Raw genomic sequence first — 19,827 nt, 5'->3', positions numbered from 1 at the left:
AAGGGGCATGCGCGAGCATATGTTCAATAGAATCGCTGCGCATGACGATCCTCACAGCCCTACTTGCCGCGTTGGCCTCCTATCTCCTTGGTTCCATCGCCTTCGCCGTGGTTGTGAGTCGAGGCATGGGATTGCCGGATCCACGCAGTTTTGGCTCGGGCAATCCGGGTGCGACGAACGTGCTGCGTACAGGGAGCAAACCGGCTGCAGCGCTGACCTTGGCACTGGATGCGTTGAAGGGCTGGCTGCCTGTATGGCTGGCCTATCAGGGCCAGCACGTTGGCTTTCTCGACCATGCCGCCGTACCGCTCGTGGCCATCGCAGTCTTTCTTGGACACCTTTATCCCATTTTCTTCCAGTTCAAGGGTGGCAAAGGTGTGGCCACGGCTGCTGGCGTCCTCATGGCCGTCAACCCGTGGCTTGGGTTGGCCACAATGGCGACTTGGCTGATCGTCGCGATGTTCAGTCGGTATTCGTCGGTCGCTGCGCTAGCGGCAGCGCTGTTTGCGCCGTTTTACGATTGGTTCGGAAGCGGTCTGGTGTGGCAAGCCGACCCAGCCATGCTGGTGGCCGTGACCGTCATTGCGGCCTTGGTCGTATGGCGACACCGTCAGAACATTCGCAATCTTTTGGACGGCAAGGAGCGCCGCATTGGCGCGAAGCGCCCATAACGGCCGATCCGACAGGGGGCTGTGCGTGGCAGGCTGGCGAGGTCGATCAGCGATGCAATCGCGTCAGGGTTCCTCGGGCATTTTGAGCACAAGGCGCCGCGGTACGGGCGCAAAGTGATTGGCACGGACTGTCGCGGAAACACATGCTGCAGCGGACACCGGCCTCGAGTTTGGCGGCTGCCCAAAGCGAGGCGCCTTTGCCGCGATGGGAGTGCGATGACGACAGCTGGACGCGTCAGTCGCGAAAATTGCTGAACGACAACGGAGCGTCGGTGATGGCCTTGCCTAACATGGCAATGGCCGCTTGCAGATCATCGCGCTTGCCACCGGAAATGCGCACCACTTCGCCTTGAATCGACGATTGCAGTTTGAGCTTGGAATCCTTGACGGCCGTGGTGATGCGTTTGGCAAGCTCCTGCGGGATGCCGGACTTGACGGTTATTGACTGCTTGACCTTGTCGCCGCCAATTTTCTCGGTCTTGCCCATATCGAGAAAACGGACGTCGACATGGCGCTTGGCCATCTTGCCCAGCAAGATGTCACGCACCTGTCCAAGCTGAAACTCGGTGTCGGCCCAGGCGGTAATCGTCTTGTCCGCGAGCTCCACCTTTGCCGAGCTGCCTTTGAAGTCAAAACGGGTGGCGGTTTCCTTGCCGGTCTGATCCACGGCGTTGCGGATTTCGATCAGATTGGGTTCGAGGACGGCATCAAAGGAAGGCATGGCGCGTGACCTGACGAGGATAATGGACGTTTGATCAAAAACACATTGTATGGACCTGCAACTTGAAACCCATGTGCCCTTGGTCGCCATGAATACGTTTGGCGTGGCGGCGCATGCGGAGCGTTTGGTGCGCGTGCATAGCGCACGCGATGTGCGCCTCGTGGTGGACCACCCGCAATGGGGGGCGCTGCCGAAACTCGTGCTGGGCGGCGGTAGCAATATTCTGATTACCCACGATCCAAAGCAACTGGTCGTGAAGGTGGAGATTGGCGGCATGCGCGTGCTGCGCGACGATGTCGACGCGGCCATCATCGAAGCCGGAGCGGGGGTCCAGTGGCATGAGCTCGTGCGCTGGAGCCTGGATATCGGCTTGCCGGGCCTGGAGAATCTGGCCCTCATTCCCGGCACGGTCGGTGCCGCACCGGTGCAAAACATCGGGGCCTACGGGATGGAGCTGGCCGACCGTTTCGACTCACTCGACGCGGTCGACCTGACCACTGGGCGCATGGTTACGCTGGATGCGCGGGCTTGTCGCTTCGGCTACCGGGACAGTCTGTTCAAGCGCGAGCTGGCGGGCAAATCCCTCATCACCCAGGTGCGCCTGCGCCTTCCCAAGCCGTGGCAACCCGTATTGGGGTATGCCGACCTGTCGCGGCATTTTGGCAAACTTGGTCATCCCGAACCCGACGCACGGCAAATTTTCGACGCGGTGTGCGCCATTCGTCGTGCCAAGTTGCCGGATCCGGCCTTGTTGGGCAATGCCGGAAGTTTTTTCAAGAATCCGGTGGTGAATCGCACGATCCGCAACGAGATTCTGCAGGATTTTCCCGAGATTGTGAGCTACCCGTTGGATGATGGCACCTTCAAGCTGGCCGCTGCGTGGATGATCGACGCCAGCGGCTGGAAGGGCAAGAGCATGGGGCGCGCCGCTGTGGATGCGCGCCACGCCTTGGTGTTGGTTAACAAAGGCGGCGCTAGCGGTGAGGAGATCAAGGCCCTTGCATGCGCCGTACAGCGTGCCGTTGCCCAAAAGTTCGGCATCACGCTCGAATTTGAGCCCGTGGTGATCTGATCCACGCGCCGACAAGCCGCGGCCGCAACGGCACGACGAAAAAAAGGAGGCGCCAAGGCGCCTCCTTTTCCGTGCCTACCCAAATCCTGCCGCCCGATGGACGGCAAGACGTCAGGTGAACTTTTACTGTTGCAGACCGATGGTGGGGTTACCCAGATTGGTCCACTCGATCATGGAGCCGGCGTAGAGCTTGGAGTTCTTGTTGCCCAGGATTTCGTGGGTCACGAACCAAGCGCCTGAAGCCAAGTGGCCCGTATTGCAGTAGGTCACCGTCGGCACGTTGGGCTGGATGTTGAACTCGGCGTAGATCTTCTTGTAGTCTTCAGCCGTCATGAACTCGTGAGCAGCGCCCACGGGCTTGACGATGGCATCCGTCGGAAATGAGCGGGCGCCGGGAAGATGCCCTGCGGTCTTGTTGATCGGCTTCTTCACAATACCGAGAAATTGGGCCGTGGGACGTGCGTCGACGAACTGCTCTGAGCCCTTCTGCAGACCCTCTTTGACTTGCTGCATCGAGGCCAGGATTGCCTTGTCCTCAGGACCAGCGGTCCAGTTGCCTTTGGTCGCGGTGACTTTATCCGTGCTCACCGGGAAGCCAGCCTGCAGCCAAGCGTTAACGCCGCCATTGAGGATCGCGACCTTGTCGCGCGGTTCACCGAAGTAGCGCAGTTGGAAATACAGGCGGGTAGCCATATCCATCGAGTCCACGCTTTCACCCGTGGGAACGATGACGAGGGGCTTGTCGGTCTTGTTCAGGCCGAAGTCATCCATCACTTTCGTGAAGTACTCGGCCGTCGGAAGCTGGGCCTTGATCTTCACGCCGTCGACGGTGCGCTCTTCCCGAATCTTGTTGAAGTCCACGGAGATTGCGCCTGCGATATGTCCGCCGGTCTCCACCAGATCTTTCTTGCCCGTCTTCTTGTCGACTTCGAATTTGGGCTCTGCACTGAAGGTCTTCATGTCGTCGCGAATATCGACGATGGTGACCTCGTTCAGGTGCTCATGCAGCCACTGCGGGGTGACCAGCGGCCCCGGCAGGGTGCCTGCAGCCGAGGCAATCTGGGCAGCCGCTCCCAGAATGCCAACACCGATCCATTTCACTAGTTTCATACTCTTCTCCTCGTTGAACAAAAAAATGCCGAATCGGGATCGAATTTCAGCCGACTCCGGCGCCCTCCAAAAACTGAAATTGTTTTGCCAGGTCAACGCGACACTGACTCAGGATATGACTGCGCCGGTCCTCAAATAGCCGTTCGAGGTCGGCATGGCCTGCCTTGCTGGCCATGCGGTGGTCGCGGTGCCGGACGATGGCGGCAATTTGCACGCCAAAAAGGTGCACAACGCCTTGTACCCAGCGCGCCGCACGCACAGGTCTTGCTCGACGCAGATCGAGCTTGTGCATCGAGCGGATCACGCTAGCAGCCGGCAGCCACTGCTCGGCCGTGACCCATCTGTTGGTGGTGAACAGGCGCATCGGAAAGCCGCGCTCATCCACGGATATGCCCACAATGTGGGTGTAGTCTGCGTCGGGCTTGGCGGTTGCATGGTTGCGGCGCCGTGAAATTGGCGCCGGGCCGAAAACGTGGAAATGGCCATGTTCACCGCGCACGCGCTCACGCGCCGCATGCGCATGGTAGTAAAAGCGATAGCCGCTGTGGGTATCGACGGCATCGTGTTCGGGGTAATGGGCCCATTCCTCAAAATGCGTGTGCTTGCCGAGTACATCGGCAAGCACACTGGTGCTACGTCTCGAATAGGCGCGGACGCAACGCAGCACATCTTCCGCCGCTTCGAGCATTTGCTCTTTGCGGGCACGCGGCTCGGCGCGCAACAGGTCCTCCAATTCGGAGTCGCCGATTCGGCATTGTGATGACTGCTCAGACCAATCGTTCGACATGGAAAACCTGTGCGCCTGGAGTCTCAATCAGATGCGACGTGACTCGGCGCAACCTGTTCGTGTCAGGCCTAAATTACTTTGAAGGCGCGCAGGGGTTGCTCGACTTGTGCTGCGTCTTGCTCGGAGCGCAAGGATTGCCAGCCTTTTTCTCCATCTTCTTGTCCGCCTTCTTGGCCGAGGGCGCACAAGGGTTGCTTGGAGCGCAGGGATTGGCCGCAGCTTGGGCCACGGTCGTGGCGGAAAGGCTGCTCAGCGCTTGGGGCATCGGAGCAACGACGGCGGCGGCAAGAGCCAGCGCGGGCAAAGCGTGGGACAGCTTAAGGCGGCGGGACGTGGCCATTGATAAATCTCCAGGTTGTGGAATGGAAAAGAAAAGGTGCGATACGCAGCCAGAAGCAAGCCTGGCTCGTTTGGGTTCAACGAATACGACGCCGATTGGTGTACATTCAGCGCGCGATTGTTGACGCGGCGACGGCGGATCCATGCAGACACACTGCATGGATCCGCCGGGCAAAGTTTAAGACTGTTGAGCCGTTGCCATATTCGACGGGGAACGCGCCGCCGAAGCCGATCGGTTCTGCATCTTGTTGCGGGTGAGATAGCCAACCACCACCAACACAGCCAACAGGAGGCCCCACACGGCCCACACCGGCATGTGCAGGAGTTGCGGAAGCGTCAGGGAATCGGGACCGACTTGCTTCCAGGCCCAGGATTCAATCGAGCCGGAGAAGGCGTTGAAGACGAGCGTGCCCAATCCGAGTCCAAGCAGGAAGACCAGCCCATCAAGCTTGCCGGAGAACAGGGCGACCATTGAGGTGCCCGGGCAATAGCCGCCGACCGCCATACCCACACCGATCAAGACGCCGCCAAACGTACTACCCCAGATGAACACGGAGGGGACAAACATGTCGTTGACGACATTGACGAAGCCCAAGCCTTGCAAGAGGTAAAGACCGCCGGATGCGACCACGATGGAGGTGAACATGACCTTGAACACGGCCCAGTCCTGGAAGCGAAGTTGGGCCGTCAGCTTGCAGCCGCTGCCAAATCCGGCGTTTTCCAGCACGTAGCCGAAAATGATGCCGAGAATGATGCCCGAAAGTGGGCCCGTAAAGCCGAGGGGGAGGCTCATTTCCAAAGTCCTTTCGTCAATTGACCGAACACGGCTCCGGCGATGAAGAAGCCAATCAGGAACAAAAACCCGGCGGCTGCCAGTGTGGCGGAACCGGATAGGCCCATGCCGCTGGTGCAACCCAGGGCGAGGCGAGCACCAAAACCCGCGGCGGTCCCGCCGATCAGCGCGAGAACCAGGCGCAAGGTCCGTCCCGCCTGAGTGGGGCCGTCGATCTGAAACTTGAATCGTCCGGCAAGTACGCTGCCAAGCAGCGCACCAATGGACAACCCGAGGACTTCCCACACGATCCAGCGGTTCAGGCCAGCATCGAACAGGCCGTGAAAATAGGTGTGGGGGGCGACGAGACTCGGGGCAAGATGACCGGCTGCCGACGCCGTGATCAGGGTCGTTGCGCCGGTAACGCCATAGCCGTTGCCGGTCACGATGAATGTGGCGAGCAATCCCAAGCCGAGGATGACTCCCGCGACGTAAGGATTCCAAAGGGGTCGTGGGATTCGCATGATGGTGTCTTCCTCCTCGTGTACTGGTGACAATAGCGTTTAATTACATTCCCATTGATTGTGGATCGTTCTTGGGGAACTGTGGCGAGTATAGAGAGATTTCCACGATGCTTCCCGGGGTATTAGGGTTTGTCTAGGGTAGGACAAACACGGATGCCCGCGTGTATTCGATTGACCGATGTCAAACCGCTGCTCCATACTGCGCTATCGGGTAGCCCGGCTGGTGGGTGTAGTGGGTATGCTTCACGAGCCTCAAAGATCGCTCGTCCCGGAAACGATCGGGAATGGCCTGCAGCGGATGGTTGCAGCATTGCCGCGTCGGGTGCGAAACAACAAAAAGGGCGAGGGCACACGGGTGGGGCGCGCGCAAGGCGTGGGGCTTCACGCAACTGGGTCGTTACGGAGGAAAGAAACGATGGCACATATCGTCATTTTGGGCGCAGGCATCGGTGGCATGCCTGCCGCTTACGAGGCGCGGGATCTACTCGGCAAGGAACACAAGATTACGGTGATCAACACCGTGGACTATTTTCAGTTCGTGCCGTCGAACCCGTGGGTGGCCGTGGGCTGGCGCACACGCGAGGAGGTGGTTTTTCCGATTCGCCCCTATGTCGAGCGAAAGGGCATCGAGTTCATCGCGCAGGCAGCCACGGACATTGATGCCGCCAACAACACCATCACGCTGCAAAATGGCGACAAGGTCAACTATGACTTCCTCGTCATCACCACGGGCCCCAAGCTTGCGTTCGACGAGGTCGAAGGGGCGGGGCCGCATGGCGGATTTACGCAGTCCATCTGCACCATCGATCATGCGGAGAAGTGCTACGAAGACTTTCAGAAGCTGTGCGAAAACCCCGGCCCGGTCATCATCGGCGCCATGCCGGGAGCGAGTTGCTTCGGCCCCGCATACGAGTACACGATGATTCTCGATGCTGCGCTACGCAAGAAAAGGCTGCGCAGCAAGGTGCCGATTACATTCGTGACGGCGGAGCCTTACATTGGACACTTGGGCCTGGATGGCGTCGGCGACTCCAAGGGGGTCATGGAGCACGAATTTCGTGATCATGACATCCGTTGGGTCACGAACGCGAAGACAACCAAGGTGGAAGATGGCAAGATGTATGTCGACGAACTCGACATGCACGGCAACGTGCTGAAGAAGCATGAACTGCCCTTCAAGCATGCGATGATGCTGCCAGCTTTCAAAGGCGTCGATGCAGTCGCCAAGGTTGAGGGCCTGTGCAACCCGCGTGGTTTTGTAACCGTTGATGCGTTCCAGCGCAATCAGAAATACAACAACATCTATTCAGCCGGTGTGTGCATCGCCATTCCGCCGGTCGGGCCGACCCCCGTGGCTTGCGGCGTGCCCAAGACCGGCTACATGATCGAGTCCATGATCACGGCCATTGTGCACAACATCCAGGAGGAACTCGCAGGCCAGAAGCCCACGCACAAAGGGACCTGGCAGGCGATTTGCCTAGCCGATTTCGGAACGACGGGAGCCGCATTCGTCGCCATTCCGCAAATCCCCCCGCGTGATGTGAACTGGTTCGGCTCCGGCAAGTGGGTGCATCTGGCGAAGATTGCATTCGAGAAATATTTCATTCGCAAGATGAAGAAGGGCAATTCGGAGCCCATCTACGAAAAGTACGTCATGAAGCTCGTCGGTTTCAAGCGTCTTCAGGATAAGGTGATGCACCCCCATCACCACAGTTGACACGACTGGCTTGACCGCCGTGAAGGGGGCGCGCCCCCTTCACGGCACAACGTTCAGGCCCCCGGACATCAGCCGAAATGGCAGATGTAGTGATAAGGCTCTGCGCCCACCTGAATCTCGAATGCCGTGTTCGCTGGCACCGCGAATCGTTGGCCTTCAGCACTCGTTTGCCAGGCAGCGCTGCCCTGGAGCCGCCACTGACATGAACCACCCACACATTCCATGATCTCGGGCGCCTGCGTCGTGAAGGTGAGCGTGCTTGCAGGCAGAATGACGCCCACGCTCTTGCGCGTGCCGTCGGCGAGTTGGAGGTTGTGGCTGACACAGCGGCCGTCAAAATAAACGTTGGCCCGCGGTGTGACTTGCGCTTGCAGGATCGTTGCGTTCGTCATGATGGTTGTCAATGGGGCTCGGAGACGGCCTTGGCGCGCTTGCCCAGACCGGATTTGGTGGTGGAAGATGCCTTCTTGCTGCTGGTGGAGTTGCCAGCTGATTTGACTGCTGGCTTCGCGCTGCCTCGAGACTTGGCCGCGCGCTTGGCCTTGGCGTTGGCCGCGATGCGCAGTCGAAGCGCGTTGAGTTTGATGAACCCTGCTGCATCGGCCTGGTTGTAAGCGCCGCGGTCATCGTCAAAGGTCGAGATCTGAGGGTCAAACAGGCTGTCAGTTGCCGATTCGCGCCCCACGCACATGATTGTGCCCTTGTAGAGCTTTAACCGCACCTTGCCGTTCACCGTCGCCTGCGAGGCGTCGATCAGCCCTTGTAGCAGTACGCGCTCGGGTGCAAACCAGTAGCCGTTGTAGATCATGCGGGCATAACGCGGCATGAGGTCATCCTTAAGCGCCTGCACCTCGCGGTCCAGGGTGATGCTCTCGATGGCACGATGCCCGGCCAGCATGATGGTACCGCCCGGAGTTTCGTAGCAACCGCGGCTTTTCATGCCGACATAGCGATTTTCCACCTTGTCCAGTCGCCCGATTCCGTGGCGCCCGCCGATGCCATTGAGCGTCGTGAGAACTTGCGCTGGCGATAGTGGCTTGCCGTCGATGGCGACGATATCGCCAGCTGCATAGGTCAATTCAACAATCTGCGGCTTGTTGGGCGCCTTCTCGGGCGACACGGTGAGGCGCCACATCTTGTCGTCAGGCGCGTAGTTCGGATCTTCCAGTACGCCGCCTTCGTAGCTGATGTGCAGCAAGTTGGCGTCCATCGAGTAGGGCGCACCGCCGCCTTTGCGCTTTTTGAAGTCCACGGGGATGCCATGCTTGTCAGCGTAAGCCAGCAGCTTCTCGCGAGACAGTAGATCCCATTCTCGCCAAGGAGCGATGACCTTCACACCCGGCATGAGCGCGTAGGCGGTGAGCTCGAAGCGCACCTGATCATTGCCCTTGCCCGTGGCACCGTGCGAGATGGCATCGGCTCGCGTCTTACGCGCGATTTCAATCAAGCGCTTGCCGATCAGCGGGCGTGCGATTGACGTGCCAAGCAGGTATTCGCCCTCGTACAGCGCATTCGCACGGAACATCGGGAACACGAAGTCGCGCACAAACTCCTCGCGCAGGTCCTCGATGTAGATGTTCTCGGGCTTGATACCCATTTTCAGGGCCTTGGCGCGCGCCGGCTCCACTTCCTCACCTTGGCCGATGTCGGCCGTGAAGGTGACGACCTCGCATTGGTATTGGTCCTGAAGCCATTTGAGAATGACTGAGGTGTCCAGCCCGCCCGAGTAGGCGAGAACTACTTTTTTGATGGCTGACATGATGTTGGATTTGCCTATTTGATGAAACCTGAACCAGCAGTCCATTCTAGACATCATGGTCGCCGCGTGAAGGGCGGATGGCCGGTCCCCAACATCGTAGGTTGCGCGCCGAGGCGCGTAGAGCTACATGCTGTGGCATGGGCCATCAGCAAACAGGAGACCGACCATGGAAAAGGGTACCAAGATTCATGTGGGTTTGGACGTCCACAAGGACAGCATCACGGTGGCTGCGGCCGAGCCCGGGCGAGACAAAGCTTGCTTGGTGGGCAAGGTCGCGCATGACGTTCCCAAGCTGTTGAAGGTGCTGGCCAAGCTGGGCACGGTCGATGGACTGCACATCGTCTACGAGGCCGGTCCGACGGGCTACGGGCTGCAGCGGGCATTGGCTGCGAGGGGCTATGCGTGCGAAGTCATTGCGCCGTCGAAGACGCCTCGGCAGTCGGGTCAGCGGGTCAAGACCGACGCCCGCGACAGCCTGGAGCTGGCCGAGTACTCGCGTGCCGGGGCGCTGACACCCGTGTGGATTCCCGATCCGGCAGACGAGGCGATCCGCGATCTGTCACGGGCGCGCGAGGACGCCGTCAACAACCGCACGCAGGTGCGTCAACAGCTTAAGGGCTTCCTGCTGCGTCACGACCGGCGTTATGGCGGGAAGACCTCCTGGTGCGGTGCGCACGATCAGTGGCTGGCCAGGCAGAGCTTCGACTCGGCTGCCACGCAGACGGCCTTCACCGAGTACTGGCAAGCGGTGAAAGCGGCCGACGAACGCGTGGCGCGGCTGACGAAGGCGCTGCAGGCGTCGATCGCAGGTTGGCGCTTCGAGCCGGTGGTTGAAGCCTTGCAGGCGTTGCGTGGGGTGGCTGCGGTCACCGCGATCGGCTTGGTTGCGGAGATCGGTGACCTCAGTCGCTTCGAGCACCCGCGCAAGCTCATGGGTTACCTGGGCCTGGTGCCCTCGGAGCACTCCAGCGGTGAACGCACGAGCCGAGGCAGTATCACCAAGACGGGCAACGGCCATGCGCGCAGGCTTTTGGTCGAGGCGGCTTGGCACGACCAATTCAAGGCCAGAGTCGGCAAAGAGATCCATGCACGCCAGCAGGGGCTTTCCGAGGCAATCCGCATGATCGCCTGGAAGGCACAGCTACGACTGACCGCCCGCTACGCCGCCCTGCACAAGCGCGGCGTTCAGGCCAACAAGGTCTGCGTGGCCGTGGCCCGCGAACTGGCGGGTTTCGTCTGGGCGCTCGGCATGCACGCACAACGCGAAAGGGGGATCACCTGAACACCGACCCGGGATCGATCGGGCGATGCCACACGAGCACCGACAGGGCAATCCTCGAAGCTCCTACCAGGGCACCGCAAGGCTGATCCCCGACTCTAGAGCGAGGCAGGCCCGCGACGAATCGATGAAGTGCTGGTAACCAATCCGCGGATATGAGTCTGATTCATCGTCGCTGCAACGCTCGTGTCGCATCACCCGATCGATCCTGAACCCCCTCACCGGCCATCACCCATGCGCTGACGCGATTGACAGCGGCGACCATATGAGGAGCCCCTCCGGCCGGAGCGTGAGTCCACGGCACAGGGTGCGGGTGTTTGCTGGGTTGCCGTCGCGTTGACGCATCGCGCGCTCGGGGGGGCGCCGCGCAGGCTCCGACAGCGCGCGTTCAAGGGCGCAGCGCAAGAGGCGCCCAAACTTGATCTTGGTCAAGCGCCGGCATGCGCCCGGCCTTTATGTTACGAAAGACGACATCCGCTGATTCCCATATCGAGAGTTCTACTCAGGAGAATGCCATGACATCCACAAAACCGCTGCTGACTGCAATCGCCGCAAGCTTGGTGCTAGCAACCGCTGGCTTAAGCACCACACCTGTCTTTGCCCAAACGCAGAGGCAGGAGACGATTTACGGGAGTCAATTGATGACCCGGCAGGAGCGCAACGAGTACAGGGCGAGGTTGCGCGAAGCAAAGACCGTGCGGGAGCGCGAACACTTGCGGGCCGAACATCACAAGCAGATGCAGGAGCGAGCGAGGGAGCGCGGTGTGACGCTGCCCGACAACCCGCCGGCTCAGCGTATGCACCAAGGTTTGAGTCCTGGCGCCGGCATGGGGCCGGGGGCCGGCAGGGGCCCTGGCGGTGGCAAGCCCTGAGACCATTTCAACCTCCCCAGCTCCTCGTCGATTTCTGGGTTTAAGCCAGAAGGCAGCGATCTGGGGCTGGCGTGTGTGGGGGCGCGAAGCCCCCAAAGCCTAATCGGCCAAAGTTGGATAGTCGGTGTATCCACGCTCGCCGCCTCCATAAAACGTCGTGGCGTCCGGTTTGTTCAAGGCTGCGCCGCGGCGCAGGCGCTCCACAAGATCCGGATTGGCGATGAAGGGGCGGCCGAATGCCACAGCGTCAGCCAAGCCCTCGCCGATGCGGGCCTCGGCGCTGTCAGCCGTGTAGTTGCCACAGACGATGAGACGCCCCCGATAGGACTGGCGCAACTGCTTGCGGAAGTCAGTGGTCAGTGACGGGCCGCCCGCCCAGTCCGGTTCGGCGACGTGGATATAGGCCACACCGCGGCGTTCAAACTCCCGCGCCAGATAAAGGTGAATGGCCTCGGTCTCGGTATCGACAATGTCGTGCCGGGTGAAATGCGGTGAGATGCGCACGCCCACGCGCTGGCTGCCGGCCACGGCGATGATGGCGTCCATGACCTCCAGGACGAGGCGGGCCCGATTCTCCAGGCTGCCACCGTAGGCATCGGTGCGTTGGTTGGTGTTCGTGGCGAGAAATTGCTGCAGCAAGTAGCCGTTGGCGCTGTGGAGCTCCAGCATGTCGAAGCCGGAGCGAAGGGCACGCTGCGCGGCGTGCGCATAGTCCTCTACGATGCCTGCGAGTTCTTCGGTTTCCAACGCACGCGGCATGTCGCAAGGAACGCGCTTGGGGCCTTCGGGCAGCACAACGAAGGACTCGCCGGATTCGCTGCGTAGGGCCGACGGTGCAACCGGGGGCTGGCCACCCTCCTGCAAGAGGTGGTGAGAGATGCGCCCGACATGCCACAGTTGCAGCGCGAGGCGTCCGCCAGCCGCATGCACTGCGTCGGTCACGATATGCCAGCCACGCTCTTGTGCATCGGTGTAGATGCCAGGCGTGAATGCATAGCCTTGGCCCTGGCGACTGATCTGCGTGGCTTCGCTCACGATCAGGCCAGCTGCGGCGCGCTGGGCGTAATAGCGAGCGTTCATTTCGTTCGGCACATCGCCGGGTTGACTGGCACGCGAGCGCGTGAGTGGCGCCATGACGACGCGGTTTGGCAGTTCGAGTGCGCCCATGCGGAGCGGGCTGAACAGGTTCTTGTGCATGATTGGAATTCCTGGGTAGGGCAGAGGCCAGATTCGATCATCGGCCTCCGCGAACGTTGCTCAAATGTGCAACTTGGCATCGTAGGGACTCAGCGCAAGGCCTGCAGAGCCCGCGCCCTGACAGGTTTGTGTGTCTCGTGCTAATGCCATGGGACGGTTCCATCGAAAAAGCTGTTGATCGTCAGCGAAACATTGCGTTGGAATTCATAGACCGTCGGGCCTACGGTTTAGCCTCCGCTCCGAGCAATCCAAACATCCCATGGCCTGGATCACCGACCGTATCAACCGAGTGTTCTCCAACGGCACGCCGCTGCATGACCCCATCGCGAAGCCGCAAGGCGAGACCCAGGTCAAGTCCACCACCTGCTATATGTGTGCCTGCCGCTGTGGGATCCACGTGCATGTGCGGGACGGCGAAGTGCGGTTCATCGAAGGTAACCCCAACCACCCGCTCAATCATGGCGTGATCTGCGCCAAGGGGTCAGCTGGCATCATGAAGCAGGTCTCGCCCGCCCGTCTGACGCAGCCGCTGCGCCGGAAGCTGGGCAGCGAGCGTGGTGCCGGCGATTTCGAGCCGATTTCGTGGGACGAGGCCTTTGCCATGCTTGAAAACCGGTTGCGCCACATCCGCGCCACCGACCCCAAGCAGTTCGCGCTGTTCACCGGACGTGATCAGATGCAGGCACTCACCGGTCTTTTCGCACGCGAGTTTGGCACGCCGAACTATGCCGCTCACGGTGGCTTCTGTTCGGTGAATATGGCTGCAGGCATGATCTACACCACAGGCGGCAGTTTCTGGGAGTTCGGTGGCCCGGACCTGAAGCAGTCCAAACTGTTCGTCATGATCGGCACGGCTGAGGATCACCACAGCAATCCGCTGAAGATGGCGCTGTCGGACTTCAAACGCAGGGGAGGGCGCTTCATCTCCATCAACCCGGTGCGCAGCGGCTATTCGGCTGTCGCCGACGAGTGGATCCCCATCCGTCCCGGCACCGACGGTGCGCTGTTCATGGCGCTGCTGCATGAACTGTTGCGCAGCGGGCGCTTCGATTCCGCCTACGCCGCGCGTTACACCAACGCCGCGCAACTGGTGAGGGTGCAGCCCGGCCACCCGGACGACGGCATGATGCTGCGCAACCCCGATGGTGAAGTGGGCGACCCCGCGTCGCCGCGCAACGCCTGGTGGTGGGACGCGCCGACACAAAAACCCGTGCCAGCGTGGAGCGACGACGCCACGCCCGCCCTGTTCGGTCGCTACCAGATGCCCGATGGCACCCCGGTGGCCACCGCGCTGCAGCTACTGCGCGATCAGGTGGCCACAAGCACGCCGCAGTGGGCAGCGGCCATCACTGGGATCAGTGCTGCGCGCATCACACAGCTGGCCGAGGAGATGGCTGTAGCCGCCATCGACCAGGCTTTTGACGTGCCGCAGGCGTGGACCGACGCGTGGGGCCGTGAGCACAGCTATGTCACCGCCCGCCCGCTGGCGTTCCATGCCATGCGCGGGCTGGCAGCACATTCCAATGGATTTCAGACCATCCGCGCTCTTGCTGTGCTCATGAGCCTGCTTGGCACCATCGATGCTCCCGGCGGCTTCCGCCACAAGCCGCCATACCCCAAGCAGACGCCGCCGGGGGTGCGAACCCCGCGCTCGTGGGACGATGTCAAGCCCAACACGCCCCTGAACGGTGCGCCACTGGGCTGGCCAGTCGGGCCTGAGGACCTGATGGTGGACGAGGCTGGCAAGCCCATGCGCATCGACAAGGCGTTTTCCTGGGAGTATCCGCTGGCGGTGCATGGGTTGATGCACAACGTCATCACCAACGCTTGGCGCGGCGACCCTTACCCTATCGACACTCTACTGATTTTCATGTCCAACATGGCGTGGAATTCGGCCATGAACACGCAGCGCGTGCGTCGCATGCTCACCGATAAACGTGCCGACGGCGAGCACAAGATTCCTTTCCTGGTGGTGTGCGATGCCTTCCAGTCCGAGATGGTGGCTTTCGCCGATCTCGTGCTGCCTGACACCAGCTATCTGGAGCGGTTCGATGCGATGTCCATGCTCGACCGCCCGATTTCGGAATTCGACGGCGCGATGGACTCGGTGCGCGTGCCCGTGGTGCCGGCCCTGGGCGCTTGCCGGCCGTTCCAGGAGGTGCTGATCGAGCTGGCCTCGCGTCTGGGCTTTCCGGCATTCACCGCCGCCGACGGCACTCCAAAGTACAAGGGATACACCGACTTCATCGTCCGCTACGAAACGGCACCTGGCTCCGGCGTGGGCTTCCTCTCGGGCTGGCGCGGCAAGGATGGCAGCAAGTCGCTCAAGGGCGAGCCCAACCCCGAGCAGTGGGAGCGCTACGCCGAGAACGATTGCGTGCACTACACCCCGCTGCCCGAGAACCTGCGCTACATGCGCGGTGTCAACCGTGACTACCTGAGCTACGCGAAGGACATGGGCTGGCGCCGGCGCGATGATCCGGTGGTCATTGCCATCTATTCCGAGGTGTTGCAGAAGTTTCGCCTGGCGGCGAGCGACCGTGCCGAGGAGGCGACTGCGGCGAGTACGGCGGGCCAGGGCCGGCAGCCGCCTGAGCATTTGCGCGCGCGCATCGCCCACCATTTCGACCCCTTGCCATTCTGGGAGCCGCCGCTGGAGCAGGCGCAGACCGACGCTGCCACCTTTCCGCTGGCGGCGGTGACGCAGCGCCCAATGGCCATGTACCACGCCTGGGATGCGCAAAACGCTTGGCTACGGCAGATTCACGGCCATAACCCCTTGTTCGTGCACCCGCAAACCGCTCGCGCCGCCGGGGTCGATGATGGTGCTTGGCTGTGGGTTGAGTCTGCCTGGGGCAGGGTGCGCTGCGTCGCGCAATATTCCGAGGCGGTGGAGCCCGGCACGGTGTGGACCTGGAACGCCATCGGCAAGGCCAGCGGCGCTTGGGGCCTGCGGCCGGGCGCGGCCGAGTCGCACCGTGGCTTCCTGCTCAACCACCTGATCACGGACGAGCTGCCGGGCGCCAATGGTCCGTCGTCCAACAGCGATCCGATCACTGGCCAAGCCGGCTGGTACGACGTGCGGGTGCGCCTGCGCCCGGCCGGCGCTCCCGAGATGGCTGCCGGCGACGATGCGTACGCGGAGGTTCACGGCGCGCCCCTGCCGGCAGGGACCGACGTGTTGCACGCTGTCGATGCAAACGCCAGCTGGCCTCGCCACGCTGCGCAGCCGCGCACCCCCGGCCAGCACGCCGGGCTGCAATCGCAGGCGCAGGTGCTGCAGTACCACGCAGGGCGCATGCACAAAAACAAACCCACGACTTCTCAACCGAAGACCCGCTCATGACCCAACTCGCGCTAGTCATCGACCTGGATGTCTGCGTCGGCTGTCACGCCTGTGTCACGTCCTGCAAACAATGGAACACGTCGGGCGCTGCCGGCCCCTTGAGCGACATCGATCCTTACGGCAGTGACACCTCGGGAGTCTTCTTCAACCGGGTACAGACCTTTGAGGTCGGTCAGTTTCCAAACACGCAGGTGGTGCATTTCCCCAAGAGCTGCCTGCACTGCGAGGAGCCCCCCTGCGTGCCAGTGTGTCCGACGGGCGCCTCCTACAAGCGCAAGGAGGACGGCATCGTGCTGGTGGATGCTGACAAATGCATTGGATGCAAATACTGCGCCTGGGCCTGCCCCTACGGCGCGCGCGAGTTCGATGAGGACCGCGGCATCATGACCAAATGCACCCTGTGCGTGGATCGCATTTACGATGAAACCACGCCGCCCGAGCGCCGCAACCCCGCGTGTGTCAACGCCTGCCCGACCCATGCGCGGCTGTTCGGCGATGTGCACGACCCCGAGTCCGAGGTGTCGCGTGCCATCCGCAGTAGAGGTGGCTACGCTCTGATGCCCGAACTCGGCACCCGCCCTGCCAACCAATACCTGCCGCGCCGGGCAATGGTGGCCGCTGGACTGCAGGACGGGCCGGTTGGCGAATCGATTGCTGGCCAGCCCCATGCGCAATCGCAAGCCGGCATGCAGTCTGTAGTGACCGACATGGGCACGTGTGCCGCCGCCAACGAGCTGGTTCGTGAAAGTGAAAGCCTGCTGTCACGCATCTTTGGGCGGATGACAGGCGGCGTGACCAGCAGGCGCACATCGGCCACACGGGGCAGTGCAGCCAGCGCGTGTGGCGCCGGGCAGTGCGGCTGTGGCGGCGTGAAGGCCGCGGGCCCCGAACTTGGCACCCCGCCCCAACGTCGCGTGACTACGGCAGGATTGGCGTCATCCAACCCTTTGGTCGGGGGCTGAGCATGCGTCCGGCTTGGTCTGTGCTGCTTCTCACCACGCTGATCGGTTGTGCCCAGGGTCTCGCCGTGGCCTTGGCGCTGGCCGTTCTGGGGCTCTTCGGAGGTCCAGTCGCGGCCTTGGCCGCCGGGCGGGCTGGGCTAGCGGTGGTTCTGGCCCTCGGGGCGGTTGCGCTCATCGCATCGTTTCTGCACCTCGGCCGGCCAGAGCGTGCCTGGCGCGCGGCGGCGATGTGGCGCACCTCCTGGCTTTCGCGCGAGGTCATCGCGTTGCCGGCTTTTCTCGGTATCACCGCTTTCACCTTGGTATGGATGGGGCTGATGCATGCGTGGCCGTCCTGGCTGGCGCTGACGCTGCTGCTGGCATGCGGTGCCCTGTGGCTGTGCACGGCGATGATCTACGCCTGCGTGCGCTTTATCCGCGAATGGGCCACGCCGCTGACTCTGCTGAATTTCGTTCTCATGGGTTTGGCGTCCGGATTCATCCTGGCGGCCGCGCTGTTTGCGTCCCTGGGCCTCGCTGTCGGAGAGATCGCCAGCTGGGCGTTGGGTTTGACATTTCTGGCCTTCGTCGGGCGCATGGCTGCGCTTTTGCGTACGGCGCGACTGGTGCTGGCTGGCAGCGTGCAGTCGGCCATCGGTGTGCGCAGCAACCACATCGTGCAGATTTCCCGCGGCTTTACGGCCGGCAGCTTCAACCTGCGCGAGTTCTTCCATGGCCAGGGGGATACGGTCTTGCGCAGCGTTCAGGGTGGCTTCGTGCTCATGGGTTTTCTGGTCCCTCTGGGCCTGATCGGTGCAGGGATTGGCGCAAACGAGCCGCTGGCTTGGTTCGTCGTGGCCTGGTTGACTCAGATGACTGGACTCATTGCCGAGCGCTGGCATTTTTTTGCCCAAGTCAGTCACTCGCAAAACCGCTACTACGCCGCCGCCCATTGATCGAAGGCTCGACGCGCATGTACGAGGCAGGTGAATGACCTTGGGGATGCTTGGTCATTGCCTGCTTTCGGCGGCGCCTGCGCGCGAATGATGCCGATTGGCCAATGGCACCTTAGGTGCACACGAGCCTCCCCAACCGGAGGAACACGTGTGCCAGCGCATCCGGCAGCAGCAAGGCGAAGCCGAGTGCCACTCGCCTCGCTAAGGCCCGCCGCGGCGCCAGGCCACCTGGCGTCTGCTCAGCGCCTGGCGCCCAGGGCCGCTCAGCGGTCAATCGCGCCAAGACAGAGATATTTCATTTCAACGTATTCGTCGATGCCGTGGTGCGAGCCCTCCCGGCCCAGACCCGATTGCTTCACGCCGCCAAAGGGTGCAACCTCGTTGGAAATCAAACCGGTGTTGACGCCCACCATGCCGTATTCCAGGGCCTCGCCGACCCGGAAGATGCGGCCCACGTCGCGACTGAAGAAATAGGCTGCCAGTCCGAACTCGGTGGCGTTGGCGGCCGCAATCGCCTCCTCCTCGGTTTTGAAGCGGAACACGGGCGCCACGGGCCCAAATGTCTCTTCTCGTGCACACAACATGCCGGCGTTGGCGTCGGCAAGTACCGTTGGCGCGTAGAAGCGGCCGCCGGACCCCACGTTCAGGACCGTGCCGCCAGTGAGCATGCGGGCGCCCTTGGCCAAGGCGTCGTCCACATGCCGCTGCACCTTTGACAGGGCCTGCTCATCGATCAGCGGCCCGACTTGCACCCCTTCGTCAAAACCGGCGCCGACCTTCATCCCGGCTACTCGCGCGGAGAGCTTTTCGACGAAGCTCTCATAGATGCCGTCCTGCACGTACAGGCGGTTGGCGCAAACGCACGTCTGCCCGGCGTTACGGTACTTGCTCTGCATCGCACCATCCACCGCGGCATCCACGTCAGCGTCATCAAAAACAATGAACGGTGCATTGCCACCGAGCTCCAGACCGAGTTTCTTGATGCTGGGTGCCGATTGCGCCATGAGGATGCGTCCGACTTCGGTAGAGCCGGTGAACGACAGGTGGCGCACGATGGGACTACCGCACAGGACCTTGCCGATGTCCACCGAACCCGCAGCATCGCTCGTCAGCAGGTTAAGCACCCCACGCGGCATGCCGGCGCGCTGCGCGAGTTCAGCCGCGGCGAGCGCCGTCAGTGGCGTCTGCTCGGCGGGCTTGATGACCACGGGGCAGCCGGCGGCCAAGGCCGGGGCGACTTTGCGGGTGATCATGGCCAAGGGGAAATTCCACGGTGTAATGGCTGCGCACACGCCGACCGGTTGGCGAATGACGAGCAGCCGTTTGGTCGGATCCGGGCTGGGAATCGTCTCGCCGTACACGCGCTTGGCCTCCTCGGCGAACCACTCGACAAAGCTTGCGCCGTACGTGACTTCGCCCTTGGCCTCGGCCAAGGGCTTGCCCTGCTCGGCGGTCATGATGCGCGCCAGATCGTCAGCATGCTGCATCAGCAGCTCGAACCAGCGGCGCATCACCGCAGCACGCTGTTTGGCCGTCTGGGCGCGCCAGGCGGGCCACGCCCGTTCGGCCGCGGCGACAGCCGTCTCGGCTTCGCCTGCACCGAGCCTGGGCACGTGCGCAAGCACGCGGCCTGTGGCCGGGTCATGGATCGGCACGGTATTCACAGAATCGATCCATTGGCCGTCAATCAGTGCCTGGGTCTTGAGTAAAGAAGGGTCATGCAGAAGGGCGAGGGGTGAGGTCGCGGTATCCATGGCAGTCTTT

Annotated in this window: 17 protein-coding genes and 1 pseudogene; 8 read left to right on the top strand and 10 right to left on the bottom strand. The window is 62.1% G+C overall.

Going from position 1 to position 19,827, the window contains the following annotated elements:
• The first annotated feature begins 41 nt into the window (after positions 1–41).
• Entirely contained in the window at positions 42–671 is a 630-nt protein-coding gene (gene plsY, locus CD04_RS0108685; protein ID WP_031405941.1) for a glycerol-3-phosphate 1-O-acyltransferase PlsY, read from the top strand.
• A 235-nt stretch (positions 672–906) separates the two neighbouring features.
• On the opposite strand, the gene CD04_RS0108680 is transcribed toward plsY, so the two are convergent.
• Positions 907–1,392 carry a YajQ family cyclic di-GMP-binding protein gene (locus CD04_RS0108680; protein WP_031405939.1) on the bottom strand — a complete coding sequence of 162 codons (486 nt, stop codon included), beginning with the start codon at positions 1,390–1,392 and terminating at the stop codon, positions 907–909.
• A 49-nt stretch (positions 1,393–1,441) separates the two neighbouring features.
• Here CD04_RS0108680 and murB point away from each other — a divergent pair, with 49 nt between their 5' ends.
• The gene (gene murB / locus CD04_RS0108675) at positions 1,442–2,464 is read left to right on the top strand and encodes a UDP-N-acetylmuramate dehydrogenase (RefSeq protein WP_031405938.1); all 1,023 of its coding nucleotides are present in this window, start codon (positions 1,442–1,444) and stop codon (positions 2,462–2,464) included.
• Positions 2,465–2,587: 123 nt separating this feature from the next.
• Here the strand turns inward: murB and CD04_RS0108670 are convergent, their stop codons facing one another.
• The 5 genes from CD04_RS0108670 to CD04_RS0108650 all read right to left on the bottom strand — a co-directional run bounded on the left by CD04_RS0108670 (position 2,588) and on the right by CD04_RS0108650 (position 5,996).
• Complete coding sequence (locus CD04_RS0108670) at positions 2,588–3,574, bottom strand: sulfurtransferase (RefSeq protein WP_031405936.1); 987 nt, start codon at positions 3,572–3,574, stop codon at positions 2,588–2,590.
• Between the two features lie 46 nt (positions 3,575–3,620).
• Positions 3,621–4,361, bottom strand: a complete 741-nt coding sequence (locus tag CD04_RS0108665; RefSeq protein ID WP_051849043.1) for a hypothetical protein — start codon at positions 4,359–4,361, stop codon at positions 3,621–3,623.
• A gap of 73 nt (positions 4,362–4,434) precedes the next feature.
• On the bottom strand, positions 4,435–4,701 hold the full coding sequence (locus CD04_RS0108660) for a hypothetical protein (RefSeq protein ID WP_031405932.1): 267 nt from the start codon (positions 4,699–4,701) through the stop codon (positions 4,435–4,437).
• Positions 4,702–4,878: 177 nt separating this feature from the next.
• Positions 4,879–5,493: a YeeE/YedE thiosulfate transporter family protein gene (locus CD04_RS0108655; RefSeq protein ID WP_031405930.1), complete on the bottom strand. Its 615-nt coding sequence runs from the start codon at positions 5,491–5,493 to the stop codon at positions 4,879–4,881.
• On the bottom strand, positions 5,490–5,996 hold the full coding sequence (locus CD04_RS0108650) for a YeeE/YedE thiosulfate transporter family protein (protein ID WP_031405928.1): 507 nt from the start codon (positions 5,994–5,996) through the stop codon (positions 5,490–5,492). The genes CD04_RS0108655 and CD04_RS0108650 overlap by 4 nt, the downstream gene beginning before the upstream one ends.
• 415 nt (positions 5,997–6,411) lie before the next feature.
• Between CD04_RS0108650 and CD04_RS0108645 the strand changes: the two genes are divergently transcribed.
• A complete protein-coding gene (locus CD04_RS0108645; protein ID WP_031405926.1) occupies positions 6,412–7,713 on the top strand; it encodes an NAD(P)/FAD-dependent oxidoreductase in 1,302 nt (433 codons plus the stop codon).
• A gap of 68 nt (positions 7,714–7,781) precedes the next feature.
• Here the strand turns inward: CD04_RS0108645 and CD04_RS0108640 are convergent, their stop codons facing one another.
• Together CD04_RS0108640 and CD04_RS0108635 are read right to left on the bottom strand one after the other, a co-directional pair.
• Positions 7,782–8,105, bottom strand: a complete 324-nt coding sequence (locus CD04_RS0108640; RefSeq protein ID WP_031405924.1) for a pyrimidine/purine nucleoside phosphorylase — start codon at positions 8,103–8,105, stop codon at positions 7,782–7,784.
• An 8-nt stretch (positions 8,106–8,113) separates the two neighbouring features.
• The gene (locus CD04_RS0108635; protein ID WP_038168154.1) at positions 8,114–9,472 is read right to left on the bottom strand and encodes an argininosuccinate synthase; all 1,359 of its coding nucleotides are present in this window, start codon (positions 9,470–9,472) and stop codon (positions 8,114–8,116) included.
• Between the two features lie 166 nt (positions 9,473–9,638).
• Between CD04_RS0108635 and CD04_RS0108630 the strand changes: the two genes are divergently transcribed.
• Together CD04_RS0108630 and CD04_RS0108625 are read left to right on the top strand one after the other, a co-directional pair.
• Positions 9,639–10,754 carry an IS110 family transposase gene (locus CD04_RS0108630; protein WP_031405920.1) on the top strand — a complete coding sequence of 372 codons (1,116 nt, stop codon included), beginning with the start codon at positions 9,639–9,641 and terminating at the stop codon, positions 10,752–10,754.
• Between the two features lie 512 nt (positions 10,755–11,266).
• Positions 11,267–11,623: a hypothetical protein gene (locus CD04_RS0108625; RefSeq protein WP_031405918.1), complete on the top strand. Its 357-nt coding sequence runs from the start codon at positions 11,267–11,269 to the stop codon at positions 11,621–11,623.
• Between the two features lie 99 nt (positions 11,624–11,722).
• On the opposite strand, the gene CD04_RS0108620 is transcribed toward CD04_RS0108625, so the two are convergent.
• Positions 11,723–12,820: an alkene reductase gene (locus CD04_RS0108620; RefSeq protein WP_031405916.1), complete on the bottom strand. Its 1,098-nt coding sequence runs from the start codon at positions 12,818–12,820 to the stop codon at positions 11,723–11,725.
• Between the two features lie 259 nt (positions 12,821–13,079).
• Between CD04_RS0108620 and CD04_RS0108615 the strand changes: the two genes are divergently transcribed.
• The 3 genes and pseudogenes from CD04_RS0108615 (at position 13,080) to CD04_RS0108605 (ending at position 18,063) form a co-directional block, all read left to right on the top strand.
• On the top strand, positions 13,080–16,166 hold the full coding sequence (locus CD04_RS0108615; RefSeq protein WP_051849042.1) for a molybdopterin oxidoreductase family protein: 3,087 nt from the start codon (positions 13,080–13,082) through the stop codon (positions 16,164–16,166).
• Positions 16,163–16,789: pseudogene (locus CD04_RS0108610) on the top strand (4Fe-4S dicluster domain-containing protein); the annotation flags it as partial. The gene CD04_RS0108615 and the pseudogene CD04_RS0108610, both read left to right, overlap by 4 nt.
• 341 nt (positions 16,790–17,130) lie before the next feature.
• Positions 17,131–18,063, top strand: a complete 933-nt coding sequence (locus tag CD04_RS0108605; protein ID WP_031405911.1) for a DmsC/YnfH family molybdoenzyme membrane anchor subunit — start codon at positions 17,131–17,133, stop codon at positions 18,061–18,063.
• 263 nt (positions 18,064–18,326) lie between these two features.
• Here the strand turns inward: CD04_RS0108605 and CD04_RS0108600 are convergent, their stop codons facing one another.
• The gene (locus CD04_RS0108600; protein ID WP_031405909.1) at positions 18,327–19,817 is read right to left on the bottom strand and encodes an NAD-dependent succinate-semialdehyde dehydrogenase; all 1,491 of its coding nucleotides are present in this window, start codon (positions 19,815–19,817) and stop codon (positions 18,327–18,329) included.
• Between the last annotated feature and the right edge of the window lie 10 nt (positions 19,818–19,827).

This window comes from Thiomonas sp. FB-Cd (assembly GCF_000733775.1).
In the GTDB taxonomy this organism is placed as follows: Bacteria; Pseudomonadota; Gammaproteobacteria; order Burkholderiales; family Burkholderiaceae_C; genus Thiomonas_A.
This window is presented reverse-complemented; position numbering and strand designations above follow the sequence as displayed.

What these genes read in the sequence shown, in the direction of transcription:
- plsY (WP_031405941.1), top strand. Translation starts at nt 42, where the DNA reads ATGACGATCCTCACAGCCCTACTTGCCGCGTTGGCCTCCTATCTCCTT.
- CD04_RS0108680 (WP_031405939.1), bottom strand. Translation starts at nt 1,392, where the DNA reads ATGCCTTCCTTTGATGCCGTCCTCGAACCCAATCTGATCGAAATCCGC.
- murB (WP_031405938.1), top strand. Translation starts at nt 1,442, where the DNA reads ATGGACCTGCAACTTGAAACCCATGTGCCCTTGGTCGCCATGAATACG.
- CD04_RS0108670 (WP_031405936.1), bottom strand. Translation starts at nt 3,574, where the DNA reads ATGAAACTAGTGAAATGGATCGGTGTTGGCATTCTGGGAGCGGCTGCC.
- CD04_RS0108665 (WP_051849043.1), bottom strand. Translation starts at nt 4,361, where the DNA reads ATGTCGAACGATTGGTCTGAGCAGTCATCACAATGCCGAATCGGCGAC.
- CD04_RS0108660 (WP_031405932.1), bottom strand. Translation starts at nt 4,701, where the DNA reads ATGGCCACGTCCCGCCGCCTTAAGCTGTCCCACGCTTTGCCCGCGCTG.
- CD04_RS0108655 (WP_031405930.1), bottom strand. Translation starts at nt 5,493, where the DNA reads ATGAGCCTCCCCCTCGGCTTTACGGGCCCACTTTCGGGCATCATTCTC.
- CD04_RS0108650 (WP_031405928.1), bottom strand. Translation starts at nt 5,996, where the DNA reads ATGCGAATCCCACGACCCCTTTGGAATCCTTACGTCGCGGGAGTCATC.
- CD04_RS0108645 (WP_031405926.1), top strand. Translation starts at nt 6,412, where the DNA reads ATGGCACATATCGTCATTTTGGGCGCAGGCATCGGTGGCATGCCTGCC.
- CD04_RS0108640 (WP_031405924.1), bottom strand. Translation starts at nt 8,105, where the DNA reads ATGACGAACGCAACGATCCTGCAAGCGCAAGTCACACCGCGGGCCAAC.
- CD04_RS0108635 (WP_038168154.1), bottom strand. Translation starts at nt 9,472, where the DNA reads ATGTCAGCCATCAAAAAAGTAGTTCTCGCCTACTCGGGCGGGCTGGAC.
- CD04_RS0108630 (WP_031405920.1), top strand. Translation starts at nt 9,639, where the DNA reads ATGGAAAAGGGTACCAAGATTCATGTGGGTTTGGACGTCCACAAGGAC.
- CD04_RS0108625 (WP_031405918.1), top strand. Translation starts at nt 11,267, where the DNA reads ATGACATCCACAAAACCGCTGCTGACTGCAATCGCCGCAAGCTTGGTG.
- CD04_RS0108620 (WP_031405916.1), bottom strand. Translation starts at nt 12,820, where the DNA reads ATGCACAAGAACCTGTTCAGCCCGCTCCGCATGGGCGCACTCGAACTG.
- CD04_RS0108615 (WP_051849042.1), top strand. Translation starts at nt 13,080, where the DNA reads ATGGCCTGGATCACCGACCGTATCAACCGAGTGTTCTCCAACGGCACG.
- CD04_RS0108605 (WP_031405911.1), top strand. Translation starts at nt 17,131, where the DNA reads ATGCGTCCGGCTTGGTCTGTGCTGCTTCTCACCACGCTGATCGGTTGT.
- CD04_RS0108600 (WP_031405909.1), bottom strand. Translation starts at nt 19,817, where the DNA reads ATGGATACCGCGACCTCACCCCTCGCCCTTCTGCATGACCCTTCTTTA.